The organism is Thermacetogenium phaeum DSM 12270 (assembly GCF_000305935.1).
Lineage (GTDB): Bacteria > Bacillota > DSM-12270 > Thermacetogeniales > Thermacetogeniaceae > Thermacetogenium > Thermacetogenium phaeum.
In genome coordinates, this window is the sequence record NC_018870.1 from 1,569,630 (window position 1) to 1,586,373 (window position 16,744).

Here is a 16,744-nt window from a genome sequence, read left to right on the forward strand (position 1 = left end):
TATCAGAGAAAAAGGTCAGCGGGGACATTTTATAAAGATGCCTCCTGTTCTCTGATAACAATGTAGAATAATGTTGCAGCAGGGCAGATCATCGCCGTCGCTGCAGCAACAATTCCCGAATCATTGAAAACAAGGGCGGCAAATGCGGCTATCAACCCTCCACTCAGACCCGCAGCAACCGCCGGATTTTCCGTCAGCAATCTCCTGAAAATCCCTACCGGCCTGTAGAACAGAATCCCCAGGGTAAGCAATGTCCCGAGGAGAACGCGTGTCCAGATGGTGTACCTGATCAGCTTGTAGTTCATGCTCAATTTTCTAATAACCATGCTCCTGAAGGCCTCCGCACCATCGGCATGCAGCGAAAAGATAAACTGTCCGAAATGAGAGCGCCCCTCAGGTGGCCTCAGAAAGTCAACCAAGAGCACTCCTCCTCCAAATAATCCCGCAAGTAAAAAGCCAATACACACTTCGCGCAGGCGTAAGCGAATGCCCAACAGCCTAAAATAGGTATAGCTGAAGGCAATTGCGGCTGCCAGCGAACCGCCGAAATTGCTGCCCCACTGTGGCAAACCCAGCACCAGCAACACCAGCAAAAAGAAAAGACCTACCAGAACCCGGGGCCACAACGGATAATCCCGCAAACGCTGAAGAAGAAGGGCGTGTCCGATGATAGTGGCTCCGAGGAGAATCCCCATGTACTCGTTTCCAATCCCGTAATACCGCGCACCGGCCATGGGATCATAGCTCAATACAGAGTATCTCTGCAGCTCCCCTCCTGTTACCGTGTCCAAAAGCAGCACGCCCACCGTAGCCAGGCAGAGAATAATCAGGGGATCAAAATCCTTGTTTCCCGCCAGGCAGATGCTGAGCACTGCGAGAAGAACATCGAGCAGCAGGAAGAGGCAGAGATAGAGCCAGATATTAGTAATGGGGAAAAAGCCGACCAAGAGGAGGGCCAACGGTGCGGCAATCAACCCGAGCAGGAAAGGAGTAAGGTGCACCACCTTTCGGGGATCGAACAACATAAAAAAGAGCAGGCCGGCCAGCACCAGCAAATGAAGAACAACATAGCCCCTAACCAGGGAAGGACGGAGAAGAGAAGCAAAAACCGTCCTTTTTTCTATTTCCAGCATCTCGGCCGTATTATCGGACACGGGCTCTACACGCCAGGGGCGACCAATAGAGGAGGAATCAAGGGATGCGCCCAAATAGGAAGCAATACTTGGTGCAATATCGCATAAGGTAACGATACCGGGCCTCCTGGTCGTGGGGGTGGTTAAAAGGCCGGTTGCCGTTCCCTCCCCACGGACGGCAATAAATCCAAAGAGCCTTTTTTGACTGACGGCCTGGGCGTTGGGAGTTGTCGAGGTGATATATACCTGGCTGCTATTCAAATCAACCTCCTTCATCAGCCATCCAATGAAGGCATCATATTCTCGCAGAATTTTCTCCCTTTCCTGGTGGTAGACGGCAGGACTGAGGTATTGGCTGGTCTGCTCCAGGCGAACAAGATCCCCCAGTTCGATCACGATAAAATGGTGGTGCTGCATGAGGCTGATAATTCTCTTTTTTACGGCATCATAATCGAGACGATAGCCCAATGGATCACGCGGGTCCTCCAGTAAGATCTCCTCCGATACATCTCCAGCGTCAATGATACCCCGTCTGTCCATGGCGATTACGGCCGCCGCCCGCTGCGGCATCGACTTGCCGGGAACGTCTGCATTGCCGACAACTGCCGTCTTAAGTCCGGCCTCGTGTAAAGAATCGCCCAGAGTTCCGGGCTCTGCCGTTATTTCATCCTTAATATTGGCCCACTGGATATACGGAAGGTCAAGAACAACAACATTTTCCGGACGCGGAGTAATCCCCGTTCTCGCCTGAAAGATCAAGAAAGGATCTTCGTTCCTATAAGATTCACCGGCACCGAAAGCCAGGGGTTCGGCAGGAGTACACAGAGCGGTGTTCCCCGAACTGATGGTAGCAGCTGCGTTCTGTCTGTTGCGAGCACCTGCAGTATTCGTGTTGAGAAGAGCAACGCCCCCCTTTTCAAAGAATTCACGAAGGTTGGGGAGATCAGCGAGTTGAATTTCTTCGGGCAGCAAATAATCACAAACAACAAAGATAACCCGGCGCTGGCTGTCGCTCTGATCAGACCAGGCAAAATCCGGGTTAAGCACTATAGTCAATGTCATAATAAAGAAAAAAAGCAGTTCTTTTAAGGTGCGATCGAACATTTCGGCCTTCCCCATTTATTGCCTACCCTTGAGGACTATTTCATAAACCTCCGCCGTTCCGGCGATCATTTGTTCACCGGTAAAACGCCTGGCGACGAAGTCTCTCCCCCTTCGGCCGAGATTGCTGGCAGCAACCCGTTCGCTGAGCAGGGAAACAATCACCGCTCCCATGGCCTTGGCGTCCCCCGGGGGCACCAGGAATCCCGTCCTTTCATGCTGAATCAGATCTCGCAGCCCGCCGACGGAACTGGCAACCACCGGTCGCCCAGCGGCCAGAGCTTCCAGGCAGAATATCGAAAACCCCTCAGAAAGAGAAGGTACCGCTACCACATCCAACAACGACAACAGCTCCCTGACATCGCTTCGGTAACCGGTGAAAATCACCCTCTCTGCCAGGTTCAGTTCAACGGCGAAACGCTGCAAAGATCCCCGTTCCGGTCCGTCTCCCACTATTAATAAATAAACCGGGCCGTATTCTTTGTCAATATATTTTAGTGCCTCCAGTAAAATCCTGACCCCCTTCTGCGGTTCCAGGCGGGCAACTGTGCCGATAACGGGCCAATTGCCGTTAATCCCCAGCTGCTCCCGCAAAGCCGTGCGAGCAACACCGACTGGAAAATAGCCCACATCCAGACCGTTGCAGACAACGGAGATCCTGTCTTCTGGAAACCACCCTAACCTCTCTATTTCCTTTTTGAGCGCATTAGAAACCGTAATCAGGTGTGACTGCTGCATTCTTGCAAGAAGCGCCAGAAAAACACGATAGGCCCAAAAAAAAGGGGTGCCGGGTTTCGGGAAATTGTGAGCAGTTGCCACAACTCTTCTACAGCCGGCTAACAAGGCTGCCGTAGCCCCAATAATCCCTGCCAGGATCCCATGGGTATGCACCAGATCAATATCATAGGCACCGATTAACCGGCTCAGGCTATAGATGACGTGCCAGTTTCGGAAGGGGTCCCAAGTCTCACTAATCGGCAGGAAAAACTCACCCTTAATAAAGGGACGCAGCTCGGAGAACAGCTCGCTTTCAGAAGATGCCAGATAGAGGAAATACCTTTCCGGATCGAGACCACGAAAAAGCATCTCCAGGTGTTTTCTCATACCGCCTTTCACAGGGCGCACCACATGTAAGACCCTCACGGCCATCCGCGCGCACATCCCCCAAAAATCGAAGAGCGGAGATACCACAGTATCTCCGCTCCATATATTTGCATGGTCAGAGTGGCGGGACTTGAACCCGCGACCTCTAGCACCCCAAGCTAGCGCTCTACCAACCTGAGCTACACCCTGATCAGCTACCTCTTATTTTAGATGCTTCCCTATATCTCTGTCAAGGTTATAGATTTTTTAGATGACGGGTTACCAATGCCAGGCGCTCCAGATCGCCTAGTCCATCTACTTCTTGCCACTCAAAGAGACGTTGTTGTGGTATAATAGCCGCCGCTTTAAACCCGGCTCGTGCCGGGGTAAAATGCTTTTGCCATTGCTAAAACGCCCTATTCATCTTTTCTTCCGGTCATCGCAATTGGCTCTTTTTTAACCAAAGAATTCGGCATGGAGCGCTCCTACGGCCTTGATTGCCTGATCCTCTTGAATCACACAGGATACCTTGATCTCTGAGGTACTGATCATCTCGATATTGATCCCTTCCCTGGCAAGGGCCTTAAACATGGCTGCGGCGACCCCAGGGTTGGTAACCATCCCTGCCCCGACTATAGAGACCTTGGCAACGCGGTCATTATAAACAAACCCCGAAGCCCCGATCTCCTTGACGACCCTTTCTACAACCGGAATCACGCGCGCCAGGTCGTCCCGCGCCACCGTAAAAACGATATCGTTATGGTCATTGCGGACCCATCCCTGGATGATCATATCAACATTGATATATTCATCGGCCAGCGCCTGAAAGATATGCCTGGCGATTCCTGGCCGATCGGGAACGTCGAAAATGCCGATTTTGGCAACATTTAAATCATGAGCAATACCACTCACAAGACGACCGTTTTCCACTGATTTTACCTCCCCAACTAATGTACCTTCACAATCGTTGAAGCTGGACCTGATTACGAGGGGCACCGCATACTTTTTGGCAAACTCAACCGCCCGCGGCTGCAGGACGAGGGCACCCAGACTGGCCAGTTCCAGCATCTCATCATAAGATATAAACTCCAGTTTATGAGCCTTGGGGACAATACGGGGATCTGCTGTATAAACCCCGTCAACATCTGTATATATCTCACACTGATCCGCCTTCAACGCTGCTGCCAGGGCTACAGCAGTGGCATCCGACCCACCCCGCCCGAGAGTGGTTATCTCCCCCGCTTCGTTTATCCCCTGGAATCCGGCGACGATAACTATCTTGCGGTCATTCAGTTCTTTTTGCAGGCGATCCGAACGTATAGAGAGAATTCGGGCCTTGGTATAGGCAGAATCAGTTTCAATTCCCGCCTGAAAGCCCGTCAGGGAAACAACGGGATAACCAGCTGCGTCAATTGCCATGGCCAGTAAAGCAATGGATACCTGTTCTCCCGTTGCCAGAAGCATGGCGATTTCTCGCTCCGGAGGGCAGGGGGTTATTTCCCGGGCCAGGCTCAGCAACTCATCGGTAGTATGGCCCATTGCGGAAACCACCACCACTACCCGATTCCCCGCTTCTTTCGCCCGGATGACGCGACGGGCAACATTTTTAATTAACTTCGTGTTGGCTACCGAAGTGCCTCCGTATTTCTGTACTATAGTCCGCAATAGACAGGCCTCCCCCAACCAGAATTAGTTCCTTAACATATTAGATGAGTTCCCTCTAACTCGGGTTCCAGATTCAGTACCCGGGCTTCGATACCTCGCGCCAGGAAGGCTCCGCGGATAGCTTCCCCCACCTCGCACTCCGGCGGGGAAAAGGCGATCACCGTCGGCCCTGCACCGCTTAAGGCCGCACCGTAAGCGCCCTCCTTCCGGGCGATGGCAAAAATATCGTTTAAACCGGGCACCAACCGGCAGCGGTAGGGTTGATGCAGACGATCCTGCATGGCCACGCCGAGCAGATCCCAGTTTCCTTCCCGGAGGGCCGCCACCAGCAGGGCGGCCCTCCCCAAGTTGTATACGGCATCCTTCAATGGAACGAACTCAGGCAGGACTTCCCGGGCTGCCTTTGTTGACAACCGGAAATCGGGCACTACAGCGGTAATCTTAACATTCCGCGGCACCTGAAGGCGGGTACAGGAGTAAAAAGTACCGTCTTGTACTACTATCACAACCCCCCCCAGGAGGGCGGCAGCAACATTGTCCGGGTGCCCTTCCAGTGCCACTGCCTGGTCCAATATCTCCTGCCTGGATAAGGGGTTGCCGGCAAGGGCGTTCGCTGCGACCAGCCCGCCGGCAATAGCTGCTGCGCTGCTGCCCAAACCACTAGCAAGGGGTATTTCGTTATACAGACGCAGCCTCAATCCGGCCGGACGATAACCAATCCGCCGGAAGAGGCTGGCAATTGCCCTCACTGCCAGATTGCTGTCGTCTCTGGGGAGCAGTGCTGCTCCCTCTCCCTCCACTTCTACCAAAAGCTGCTCTTTTTCTATCTCTTCCAGTTCTATCCTGTTGTACAGCTTCAAGGACATTCCCAGGGCATCAAAACCGGGCCCTAGATTGGCCGTTGTTGCGGGAACCCTAACTGCAATCCTTTTCACTACCACACGATCTCACCTGTCAATCATTAAACTTCATTAAAGGACCTGGAGCTTCTCCAACACATCTAAAACTCGGTTCTTATCAGGGGGAACAACCGCAGGCTTCAGAGAACAGGTCTTCAGCGTCGTATCCGGATCCTTTAAGCCGTGGCCGGTCATAATGCAGACCACATGGCTCCCCGGCGGGAAAAAGCCCTCCCCTGCCAGCTTGATGACCCCCGCCAGAGCAGCGGCAGAAGCTGGCTCAACAAAAAGCCCTTCTGTGCGGGCGACAAGCTGGTAGGCGCTGATTATCTCTTCATCGGTGACCGTTTCTATGCGCCCCTGCGATTCCTTCAAGGCCTCCAGCGCCTTCTGCCAGCTTGCCGGGTTTCCGATACGAATGGCGGTTGCCACCGTCTGGGGTTCGGTTACAACTTCTCCTCTGACAATAGGAGCCGCACCCGCTGCCTGAAAACCGAGCATCTTCGGAGTGCCCGAGACACGTCCGGCGGAGGCATACTCCCGGAAACCCTTCCAGTATGCTGTAATATTCCCGGCGTTTCCCACTGGCAGGGCCAGGTAATCAGGTGCGAACCCGAGTTGGTCGCAGATCTCGAAAGCAGCGGTCTTTTGCCCCTCAATCCGGTGGGGGTTGAGGGAATTAACCAGCGTCAGGGGATGCTCCCCTGTAACCTTCCGCACCAATCGGAGGGCAGTATCGAAATTGCCTTCAATGGCGATTACCTCCGCCCCGTGAATCAAAGCCTGAGCAAGTTTGCCGAGCGCGATGTACCCGTTGGGTACGAGGACTACGCACTTGATCCCGGCACGGGCGGCAAAAGCTGCTGCCGAAGCCGATGTATTCCCTGTTGAGGCACACATAACAGCTTTGCTGCCACTCTCTACGGCCTTGCTTACGGCCATGGTCATCCCCCGGTCCTTAAAGGAACCGGTAGGGTTCTGGCCTTCAAATTTAAGATAGAGATGTACCTGCAATCTTTCCGATAGACGCGGCGCCGGAAGCAGAGCCGTATTCCCTTCATAAAGGGTTACCACAGGGGTATTTTCAGTAACGGGAAGGAAGGAGCGGTATGCCTCGATAACACCCTTCCAGCTCATATCTTACTCCCTCCTTCAACCCTGATAACATTCTCAACAGAACTGATTATTGAAAGACCCTTTAATACCGTAAGTGCATCCTGAATATCCTGTTCCAAAACCTCGTGGGTGATGAGGACGATCTCTGCCCGCATCTCCCCTTCTACCGCCAGAGTCCTTTTCTGGATCACAGAAGCAATGCTTACCTGATGGTTACCGAGAACACCGGCAATACTGGCCAGCACCCCGGGTTTATCCTTGACGATCAGGCGCAGGTAGTACTTGCTGTGAATCTGCCCAATAGGGCATATCTTCCTGTCCAGAAAACAGGTACAGGCAAACCTGCCGGTGCTGCCGCTTTCCAAGTTGCGAACAATTTCCATAACGTCCCCGAAGACGGCGCTGGCAGTCGGCATCTGCCCGGCGCCCTGCCCGTAAAACATGGTTTCACCAACAGCATTGCCCCGCACAAAAATAGCATTAAAGACGCCATTTACTGAGGCAAGCGGGTGTTCTTGGGGGAGAAAGGCAGGGTGCACCCGCACCTCGATATCCTCATTGTTATCTCTGGCGATGGCCAGCAGCTTGATAACATAGCCTAACTCCCTGGCATAGTTGATATCCTCCGGGGCAATTTTTGTAATCCCTTCGACAAAAACATCCTTAGTGGTAACCCGGGTGTTGAAAGCGATGGACGCTAGTATGGCTATCTTCCGGGCAGCATCATGGCCTTCAATATCGGCGGTGGGATCGGACTCGGCATAACCGGCTTCCTGTGCCGAGCGCAGCACCGACTGGAAATCTACGCTCTCTTCAGCCATCCGGGTAAGGATGTAGTTCGTGGTGCCGTTGACAATTCCGATCACTTCTTCAATTTTATTTGCTGAGAGGTTTTCTTTCAAGGCATGAATTATCGGAATGCCTCCGCCGACACTGGCTTCAAAATAGAAGTCCGCATTCCCGGCAGCAGCCGCCTCAAACAACTCTTTTCCGTAATCGGCAACAACATCCTTATTGGCGGTTACCACGTGCTTCCCGCGGCGGAGCGCATCAAGCATCCAGGTTCTCGCCGGCTCAATCCCACCAAGAAGCTCAATGACAACCTGAATGTCGTCATCCTCCAGGATGTCTTCGAAGCGATTCGTCAGCACCTCCGGAGGAATCCCCAAAAGCCGCGCCTTTTCGGGATTGCGCTCGAGGATTCTTTTTATCTCCACTCTCCTCCCGATCAATTGAAAAATGCGGGGCGCGTTTTCCTCCAGCAGCTTGACAACTCCCGATCCAACGGTACCTAGGCCTAGCAATCCGACACCGATAGCGTTGTTCATAGCATCATCTCTCCGATCGATTTGAGGGTAGAACACAATAACCGTTTTTTCGATGCGATACTGCCCAAGTCCTGCCTGGATCAAAAATAAAAAACGGTCAAATGACCGTTGTTCTGAAAAGTACGAACTAACTTTAAATAATGATGCAGATCAAGCCACCACTTCCTTCGTTGACAATCCGCTGCACAGTCTCCTGCAGCTTCGCCTGAGCGTTTTCCGGCATCCTGTGCAGTTTATTCTGAATCCCCTCCCGCACTAATTCATGTAATGATTTACCAAAAATGTCCCGCTGCCAGATCTTTTGAGGATCATCCTCGAACTCTTCGAGCAGATAACGCACTAGCTCCTCACACTGCTTCTCAGTCCCTATAATCGGGGTGATTTCCGTCGTGATGTCCGCCCTGATAATGTGAAGAGAGGGAGCGCTCGCCTTGAGCTTAACTCCAAAGCGGTTACCTTGGCGGATCAGTTCAGGTTCTTCCAGAATCATCTCATCTAAACTGGGAGCAACAACCCCGTAGCCGAGCTCACGCACCTCTTCCAGAGCCGGGGCGATTTTTTCCATTTCATTTCTGGCTTTGGCGAGATCTCGCATCAAGCGGAGAATATCCTGATCCCCAGCAACCGATAGACCGCTGACCTCCTCAAGAACCCTGTAAAACAGTCCCTCTTCCACTCGAACCTCGATGTCGGCAACCCCTGTTCCCAGATTCATCTCCTGGAGCACGGCTGTGCTGACATGCTCATTTTCCCTGATCTTCTCAACTGCCAGATCGATATCCCGGAGCCTGCTGACACTGCTGACGGCATCCTGGATCGTTTGTTCGAATTCGGTGCGCAGCCAGTAGTTCTGGTCGAGTTCTTCAAGCCAGAGCGGCAGTTTAACGTTAACTTCTTGGACAGGAAATTCATACAGCGACTCCTGGAGAATATTGAGGAGATCATCGGTGGACATCTCGCTGCAGTTCATGGCCAGCACTGGGAGGTCGTACTTCTCTTCCAGTTCGTGCACCAGTTCCTGCGTTTCCGGGGCTTCCGGATAAACGGAATTGAGAATCACCACAAAAGGTTTTCCCAGTTCCTTGAGCTCCCCGATCACCCGCTCCTCAGCTTCCAGGTAATTCTCCCGGGGAATATCTGTAATCGAACCGTCGGTTGTGACTACTATCCCGATCGTAGAATGATCGGTAATTACCTTTCGCGTCCCCATTTCTGCTGCTTCCTGAAAAGGAATCGCCTGCTCAAACCAAGGCGTTTTCACCATTCGCGGGCTGCCTTCCTCTTCGACATATCCCAGGGCGCCGTCGACTGTGTAACCGACACAATCAACCATCCTAACCTTCATTTTGAGGCCGTCCCGGATTACAATATCCACCGCTTCTTGGGGAATGAACTTCGGCTCAACTGTCATCACCATCCTGCCGGCACCGCTTTGCGGCAGCTCGTCTGTAGCCCTCTCCTTATCCGCGGGATTCGCTATGTTGGGTAGCACCAGCAATTCCATGAAACGCTTAATAAAAGTTGATTTACCGGTTCTCACGGGCCCGACCACACCAAGGTAAATATCCCCACCGGTTCTCTCGACAATATCCCGGAAGATATTGACGTTCTCCATCTCCATGGGCAACCCCCTCCCTATTCTTTTTTATGCAAAACGCCACTTTTTCATGCCTTTTAACTGCCATTTTTTAAATACGTCCGAAAATAGCAGTTCCTTCCTGTTGCTATAATTATATGCCAGGCGTTAACTGGTATTACCAGAAAGGATAATCGAGTAAGATATCGTTATCGAAGATCCAGCTTGCCTTCTCCGTCCGATCTGGTTGCTCATCTGACTGGCTTTCCCCGACCCCTGCCTTGCAGATTGTCTTCCTGCCGGTGGCAGTTAGGTATCGTCGATTCCCTTCAACCCAGTGGATCTGAGAAGGTGCCCGGCGAATTAAAAAAAGCGGCTGTTGACCGCTTTTTTCCGCCTCCGACTAAAGTGGAATGGAATTCAGTACCCTATTCTTTGAAAGAATGTCTCTTCAACCTCATGGCGTTTCGATCTAGTCATGAGATGGGAAACGGCCGCATCCGGCGGGAGCCCTTCAAAAAGCACCTGGTACGTTTTTTCGGTAATGGGCATTTCGATCTGGTAACTGAGAGCAATTCTTCGGGCTACAGCGGTGGTATGCACACCTTCCACAACCATCCCCACCCTTTCCAGCGCCTCCTGCAGGGAGTAGCCCTGCCCGATCAAAAGGCCGGCCCGGCGATTTCTGCTGTGCCTGCTCATTGCCGTAACGACGAGGTCCCCCATCCCCGTAAGCCCCAGGAATGTCAGGGGATTTGCCCCCAGCTTCACTCCCAGCCGGGCAATTTCCGTCAGACCGCGGGTAATCAGGGCGGCCTTCGTATTATCCCCATATCCAAGGCCCTCAGCGATCCCCGCTCCCAGCGCGATAATATTTTTCAATGCTCCCCCCAACTCCACTCCGACGAGATCGAGGCTGGTGTAAACGCGCAGGGTTGGAGACATAAAAACGTCCTGCAGGTACTCGGCAGCCTCCCGGGAATGACTTGCAGCGACTACCGCCGTAGGAATACCGCGCCCTACCTCCTCTGCATGGCTGGGCCCGGAAAGCACCACCAGCCTGTTTTTGTATTGCGGCAGCTCTTCGATAAAAACCTGAGAAAGCCGCAAACAGGTGCTGTTTTCTAAGCCTTTGGCCGTATTCACGAGAAAACAATCGCCCTTTAATAACGGTTTTGTTTTCTTAATAACCTCTCTGATGCTCTGAGAAGGAACAGCAAAGACAATTATCTTTGCTTCCTCCAGAAGCAGGGGCAGTTCTGACATCACTTCAATGGAGGAAGGCAGAGTCACCCCTGGTAGGTATTTTGCATTCTCCCTCTTGGCTGCAATCTCTCGTGCGAAATCCGGATTGCGCGCCCACAATCTTACCCGATAGTGATTGGAAGCCAGATGTACAGCCAGCGCCGTTCCCCAGCTCCCGGCCCCTAATACGGCTATAACCTCCTGCACAGCTTCCTCTCCCCCGTCAACTTCGTGACCCGTATTCTCTATCGAAAACGAATTCTGGGCTCAGTTCCTTTTTGCAGGCGCCGGATATTGGGAAGGTGCCTGTAGACGACGATCAGCGGCGCAGGAATGGCAAAAAGATAATAGAGAGGAGGCACTTTGAAGAAAAAAGCGATCAGCGGTACAAAGAGAGCGGCAAAGATTGATGCCAGGGAAACATAACCGGTGATCAGGACAACCGCCAGCCAGATGACTAGAGCGACGGCAACCACGCCGGGCATGAGGGCCAGCACGACACCTGCGCCGGTCGCAACGCCACGCCCACCGCGAAATCCGAGAAATAGCGACCAGTTGTGCCCCGCCATGGTGGCTAATCCGGCCATCACCGCCCAGGCGGGGCCGAAGAAGTGGTTTATTATCAGTACGGGGAAAAAACCCTTGGCAGCATCGCAGAGAAGTACCAGCAGTCCTACCCGGGGGCCCAAAACCCGGAAAGCATTGGTGGCACCGATGTTGCCGCTTCCATAGCGGCGGATATCAACCCGGTATTTTCTCCCGACCAGGTAACCGCAGGGTATGGATCCGATCAAATAACTTCCTAGCAGTAGCAAAACCTGCAATTTTTCTCACCCCTGTTCATTTTTCAGAAGAACGTTTCCTCGCTCGAAAGACCAACCGTACCGGTGTCCCTTCAAATCCGTATGCCTGCCGCAGCTGTCTTTCCAGGTACCTCTTGTAGGATGAACGAACCAGCTCCGGATTGTTGACAAAAAAAGCGATAACAGGAGGCCTGGAGCCGACTTGAGTTGCATAATAAAACTTCAATCCATGCTTCCCAGATCCCGGAGGAGGGTTCAGATAAACCGCTTCCTGCAGCCAGGAGTTCAGGTTGCCCGTAGTGATCCACCTGCTCCGCTCCTTTTGAACGGCATCCACTTTCTCCATTATTTTATCCACACCCTGGCCAGTCTGAGCGGAAACAAAATGCACTGGCGCATAATCGATAAAATCCAACTCTGCACGCACATAAGCCTCAAAATCCCGCCGGAAAACATTCATATTTGCGTGTAAATCCCATTTATTGATTACTATTATAACCCCTTTTCCGCTTTCTTCAACATATCCGGCGATTTTCTTATCCTGCTCTACCACACCAGCGCCAGTGTCGAGGACGAGGAGAACCACATCGGCACGGTCGACGGAGCGCAGGGCGCGCACAACACCATAGTATTCAATCCCTCTTTTAAGACGGCTGCGCTTCATGATGCCGGCAGTATCGATCAGAATGTAGCGGCGGCCGTCTCTTTCAAAACTGGTATCGATGGCATCACGGGTGGTCCCTGCAATATCACTAACAATCATCCGTTCGTCACGGAGCAGGGCGTTGACCAGGGTGGATTTTCCAACATTAGGACGGCCGACGATGGCCACCCGCACCCCTTCCTCTTTCTCCTCTTCCCGGCCCTCCGGGAGCAGCTCAACAATTCTGTCCAAGAGTTCATCGATATTCAGGCCGTGCAATCCGGAAATGGGAACGGGTTCCCCCAACCCTAACCGGTAGAACTCGTAGAAGTCTTGCTCCCGGAAGTTGTCCACCTTATTGACGGCAACAATTGTTCTGCTTTTGGCTTTGAGGAGTTCCTGAGCAATTCTCTCATCTTCCACGAGAGGTCCGACCCTGGCATCAACCATAAAAACCACCACATCGGCTTCGGCCAGCGCCTTCCCGACCTGTTTCTCAACATCTCGTCGGAATTCCGGGTCTTCCAGGAAAAGGCCGCCGGTATCGATAAGAGTAAACTTCCTGTTGTCCCACTCCACATCACCATAGAGGCGATCCCGGGTAACCCCTGGCTGATCGTCCACGATAGCCGTCCGCCTTCCGGTCAGCCGATTAAACAGCGTAGATTTTCCCACATTGGGTCTCCCTACCAGAGCAACGATAGGTTTGCCCACCTCTCATCCCACCTTTTTTCCGCAGAGAAAATTAACCAGAGCGGCAGCCTGAGGCTCAACGAAGTGGAGAGAGCAGCCGGTTTCTCGCTCGACGTCAGAAACAGACATACCGTCCAGGAATAAGGAAGTGCCCTGGCGCAGCACGCTACACGGCACCAGAACATCTTCTCCCGCTGCATTCCGCAGGCCCCAAAGAAGGTCCCTGCCGGTCAGCAAACCGGTAACATTGATATGAGGCCCAAAAAATGTATTCGGAATAGCGATAATCCTAAGATCCATCCTTTGAATCAGGTTTAGGCGATCCACCAGCGGCCTTATTACTTCAGCCCCTGCACGGGAGGTGGCAATCAAGAAGCGGCGGGAAGCAGCTAATTTTTTCGGGAGCGATGGAAGAAGTCGCCGGAACTCCTCCCTTAAAAGGCGCGCCATGCCTATCCCGTTTTCCAGTTGGGGGAAATCATCGTAATGAGAGTACGGAGGAAAGGGAAGCCTCGCCTTCAGATAAAATTCATCTGCCAGGTAGACGAAAGATCTCCCCGTTCTTTTCCGAAACGCAGTCTGATAGGAGTAGCAATCGGCGATCAGCCTCCGGCATTCCACCCCTATCGGCGAACGCAGAGAAGGCAGCTGTCCGCGAAACTTCGTCAGGCCGACCGGTACTATTCCAATCGAGCGCACCTGCGGTTGAAAGGCTGCCAGATCCCCGATAGTCCGCTCCAGCTCCTTGCCGTCGTTCCAGCCGGGGCAGAGAACGATCTGAATGTGCATGTTGACGCCTGCGGCTGCAAGAGTGGCGATCTTATCCAGAACAGGAGCCTTTCTTTTTAGACCGAGCATCATTCCCCTCAGATGGGGATTTGTCGTATGGACGGACAGGTACAGGGGGCTCAGCTTAAACCGAAGGATCCGGGTGAGATCTTGGTCTCTCAAATTAGTAAGAGTGATGAAGTTTCCGTGCAAGAAAGAAAGCCTGTAGTCATCATCTTTAACATAAAGCGTTTCCCGCAGTCCCGGTGGGAGCTGGTCGATAAAACAAAAGATACACCTGTTGCGACAGCGCTTGATGCCATCAAAGCAGTCGTTTTCAAAAACGAGCCCCAGATCGGAATCATATTCCTTGGCTACCGTGATCTTCGTCACAGTGCCGTTGCTCTTTCTAAAGCTCAATCTGAGTTTTTCCCCTGCAATAAGATAGCGGTAGGCGATTAAATCGCGGGGACGAACCCCGTTAACAGAAAGAAGATAATCCCCTTTTTTGATGCCCCAGGATGCCGCAGGGGTACCAGCAATTATGCCGCTTATCGGTATGCCTGTTCGATCGTAGCGCTCCATCTGCTGTTAGCTCCGTTTTAATACCATTATCATAAAGGGGAGGTTGTTAGTCAAGAATCCCCTCTTTTATGGCGAGCTTGATTCTCAAGCTTTCCCGCAGGCAATAATCAAGAGAAAGCGACAGAATTGCCCTTGTTAAGAGGCGCAGCATTCTGAACATCCCGGGCAGCAAGAACAGCCGGCAGGTGAGCCTCAAAAATACCGGTGTTCCGCTGCTCTCAGCAATCATCAGGTAGTTCTGGGGTATCGCAATAAGAAAACGCATTTCTCGCATTATGCGGGAAAGGATCTGCGGCTCCCTTCCGGCCCCCAGCAAGTAGACATCATAACCGGCGGTTTTACCAACAAAGTACACCTCTCCCAATTTACCGGTAAATTGGCTCTTTAATAAAAAGAATCTGTCCAACAGAACATCCTCTGGTAGCCCGGGCTGCAGGTGAAGCATTGCAGTCAAAACGGCAAGCGGGTCTTTTTCAGGGCATATGTAGAAAAGAGCGCGGCGCTGCGGCAAAGATACTTCCTCGCCATTGACCGCTGTCGCTTGGCCTTCTCTAATGTCTTCCTGAACCTTTTCGACGAGCCGCAAAAGATATGAATAGGCAAGGCGCGTGCCCAACAGGACCAGGGGACGCCCCAGGGAGGCGGCCCTCAAACCGCGGGAAAGAAATCCCCCCACAATCATCAGGAGATTGATCGGTTTTGTCGTGTCTACCAGACAAATTCTGTTTTCGCAGCCGAATATTTTCGCCACTCTGTACAAATGGACGGATAGATCCCGCCCCGCCCTCCGTTTACCCAGCACAAATATTTCATTTCCACTGCGGTCACGGCCGATAAAACGGAAATGACCGTGAGTTATCGATTCCCTTCTGTCAAAATGGGGTACCTGCAGGAGTTCGTCCGCCCGTGCAGTCCTCTCCCTGGGAAGGATGCCGAGATGGATTCCCGCTGCTGTTACCGACGAGTGGGAACCACCGTAGCAGTGATAGACTATTCTGGCCATACCCGGCATCTAGTGGCTGACAACGATCGACACCCCATTTCCCAGGTCATGGACCATCCCACCCAATACCTTGCTCAAATAAAGTGCCAGCTTTTCCTGCTCTTCAGGAGTGCGCGCCACGAAAATGGGAGCTCCTCCGGCCACTATCGCGGGTTCCGTCGTTATGACGGCCAGGATCGTTTTTATCAATGCGGTTCTCAGCGCTACATCACCTCAATCGGAAGCAATCCGTCCCGCCCTGCTGGCCAGAGGCTTCCGCGAAGCGCTCTCGAGCACGGGCGTGCGCTCGATTATATTCCTCAAGCATTCGAAATCCTTTTCTAAAGGAAGTATAAATACCCCTACAGCTCCCGTGTCGATGTCTTTGCGCGCCAGAGGGGTGAAATCCAGCTCATCGATCTCTCTTTTCGTGCCCAGCAGAGCTGCGGCCGTATGCAGGATCGCCTGCCGCTGCCCGATGTTATGCAGTACCGCCCTCCCGTTGTCATCTTTGGGCTTAATAATCACACCCATCCCCTCCGCCAGAATCTTTTCTCTCGTTGCGCTCAGACCAATATTCATAATAAAGATATCGTCCACCATCAGAAGAGGGCCTTGAAAGTGGAGTTTGCCCGGAACGACCTCGGCAATGTCGCCGACAAGTTGACCTGTTTTCAACACTTGAGTGACCAGAATAATCACAACCGTAGCTGCCATCGCTGCATACCATCCCAACCAGATGAAAAAACCACTGACAATGACAGAAGTGATAATCGTCAGGTAATTGCGGGCCTCAAATGTTCTGGCGATCCCCTCGATATAATCAACCCCTCTCGGGACGAGCTCCGTTTCGTCGAGCTTCGTCAGGGTCTCCCTCTCCATATTCCGGACATTGCGAAACTGTTCGGCTGCCAAAGCAAGAAAGGTGACGGCGGTATACTCCTTCGACAACAAAGCCGGGATCAGGACCGCACCTATTAAGGCTGCGATAAAACCGAGGGCGAGGTGAGTTATTACATCATGGGGATAGGTAGGATACTGCCTGTAATCTACACGCAGCATGAATATCCTGGCCAGGACGCCGGCAGCTAATCCTGCGACGATGCTCCACTGGTACGGCATTC

14 protein-coding genes and 1 tRNA gene are annotated in these 16,744 nt (G+C 52.6%); all 15 read right to left on the reverse strand.

Annotated features, from left to right (window positions below):
• Positions 1 to 29: 29 nt before the first annotated feature.
• Positions 30 to 2,252 carry a hypothetical protein gene (locus TPH_RS07735; protein ID WP_015050636.1) on the reverse strand — a complete coding sequence of 741 codons (2,223 nt, stop codon included), beginning with the start codon at positions 2,250 to 2,252 and terminating at the stop codon, positions 30 to 32.
• Positions 2,253 to 3,383, reverse strand: a complete 1,131-nt coding sequence (locus tag TPH_RS07740) for a glycosyltransferase family 4 protein (RefSeq protein ID WP_049886103.1) — start codon at positions 3,381 to 3,383, stop codon at positions 2,253 to 2,255.
• 67 nt (positions 3,384 to 3,450) lie between these two features.
• Positions 3,451 to 3,527: transfer RNA gene (locus TPH_RS07745), tRNA-Pro, on the reverse strand.
• Positions 3,528 to 3,773: 246 nt separating this feature from the next.
• Entirely contained in the window at positions 3,774 to 4,982 is a 1,209-nt protein-coding gene (locus TPH_RS07750) for an aspartate kinase (RefSeq protein ID WP_015050638.1), read from the reverse strand.
• Between the two features lie 32 nt (positions 4,983 to 5,014).
• Entirely contained in the window at positions 5,015 to 5,923 is a 909-nt protein-coding gene (gene thrB, locus TPH_RS07755) for a homoserine kinase (protein ID WP_015050639.1), read from the reverse strand.
• Between the two features lie 30 nt (positions 5,924 to 5,953).
• Entirely contained in the window at positions 5,954 to 7,018 is a 1,065-nt protein-coding gene (gene thrC / locus TPH_RS07760; RefSeq protein ID WP_015050640.1) for a threonine synthase, read from the reverse strand.
• The gene (locus TPH_RS07765) at positions 7,015 to 8,325 is read right to left on the reverse strand and encodes a homoserine dehydrogenase (RefSeq protein ID WP_015050641.1); all 1,311 of its coding nucleotides are present in this window, start codon (positions 8,323 to 8,325) and stop codon (positions 7,015 to 7,017) included. The genes thrC and TPH_RS07765 overlap by 4 nt, the downstream gene beginning before the upstream one ends.
• Positions 8,326 to 8,458: 133 nt before the next feature.
• On the reverse strand, positions 8,459 to 9,940 hold the full coding sequence (gene spoIVA, locus TPH_RS07770; RefSeq protein WP_028990961.1) for a stage IV sporulation protein A: 1,482 nt from the start codon (positions 9,938 to 9,940) through the stop codon (positions 8,459 to 8,461).
• Between the two features lie 381 nt (positions 9,941 to 10,321).
• Entirely contained in the window at positions 10,322 to 11,353 is a 1,032-nt protein-coding gene (locus TPH_RS07775; protein WP_015050643.1) for an NAD(P)H-dependent glycerol-3-phosphate dehydrogenase, read from the reverse strand.
• 38 nt (positions 11,354 to 11,391) lie between these two features.
• The gene (plsY, locus tag TPH_RS07780; RefSeq protein WP_015050644.1) at positions 11,392 to 11,970 is read right to left on the reverse strand and encodes a glycerol-3-phosphate 1-O-acyltransferase PlsY; all 579 of its coding nucleotides are present in this window, start codon (positions 11,968 to 11,970) and stop codon (positions 11,392 to 11,394) included.
• Between the two features lie 16 nt (positions 11,971 to 11,986).
• A complete protein-coding gene (gene der / locus TPH_RS07785; RefSeq protein WP_015050645.1) occupies positions 11,987 to 13,306 on the reverse strand; it encodes a ribosome biogenesis GTPase Der in 1,320 nt (439 codons plus the stop codon).
• A gap of 3 nt (positions 13,307 to 13,309) precedes the next feature.
• Complete coding sequence (locus TPH_RS07790; RefSeq protein ID WP_015050646.1) at positions 13,310 to 14,638, reverse strand: DUF512 domain-containing protein; 1,329 nt, start codon at positions 14,636 to 14,638, stop codon at positions 13,310 to 13,312.
• A gap of 46 nt (positions 14,639 to 14,684) precedes the next feature.
• Positions 14,685 to 15,641, reverse strand: coding sequence for a DUF3189 family protein (locus TPH_RS07795; protein WP_158502675.1), 957 nt, complete (start codon positions 15,639 to 15,641; stop codon positions 14,685 to 14,687).
• 9 nt (positions 15,642 to 15,650) lie between these two features.
• Entirely contained in the window at positions 15,651 to 15,830 is a 180-nt protein-coding gene (locus TPH_RS07800) for a capping complex subunit for YIEGIA (protein WP_015050648.1), read from the reverse strand.
• A 24-nt stretch (positions 15,831 to 15,854) separates the two neighbouring features.
• Positions 15,855 to 16,742 carry a YIEGIA family protein gene (locus TPH_RS07805; protein ID WP_015050649.1) on the reverse strand — a complete coding sequence of 296 codons (888 nt, stop codon included), beginning with the start codon at positions 16,740 to 16,742 and terminating at the stop codon, positions 15,855 to 15,857.
• Between the last annotated feature and the right edge of the window lie 2 nt (positions 16,743 to 16,744).

Coding starts and splice junctions, on each gene's coding strand:
- TPH_RS07735 (WP_015050636.1), bottom strand. CDS start 2,252: ATGGGGAAGGCCGAAATGTTCGATCGCACCTTAAAAGAACTGCTTTTT.
- TPH_RS07740 (WP_049886103.1), bottom strand. CDS start 3,383: ATGGCCGTGAGGGTCTTACATGTGGTGCGCCCTGTGAAAGGCGGTATG.
- thrC (WP_015050640.1), bottom strand. CDS start 7,018: ATGAGCTGGAAGGGTGTTATCGAGGCATACCGCTCCTTCCTTCCCGTT.
- TPH_RS07765 (WP_015050641.1), bottom strand. CDS start 8,325: ATGAACAACGCTATCGGTGTCGGATTGCTAGGCCTAGGTACCGTTGGA.
- spoIVA (WP_028990961.1), bottom strand. CDS start 9,940: ATGGAGAACGTCAATATCTTCCGGGATATTGTCGAGAGAACCGGTGGG.
- TPH_RS07790 (WP_015050646.1), bottom strand. CDS start 14,638: ATGGAGCGCTACGATCGAACAGGCATACCGATAAGCGGCATAATTGCT.
- TPH_RS07795 (WP_158502675.1), bottom strand. CDS start 15,641: ATGGCCAGAATAGTCTATCACTGCTACGGTGGTTCCCACTCGTCGGTA.
- TPH_RS07805 (WP_015050649.1), bottom strand. CDS start 16,742: ATGCCGTACCAGTGGAGCATCGTCGCAGGATTAGCTGCCGGCGTCCTG.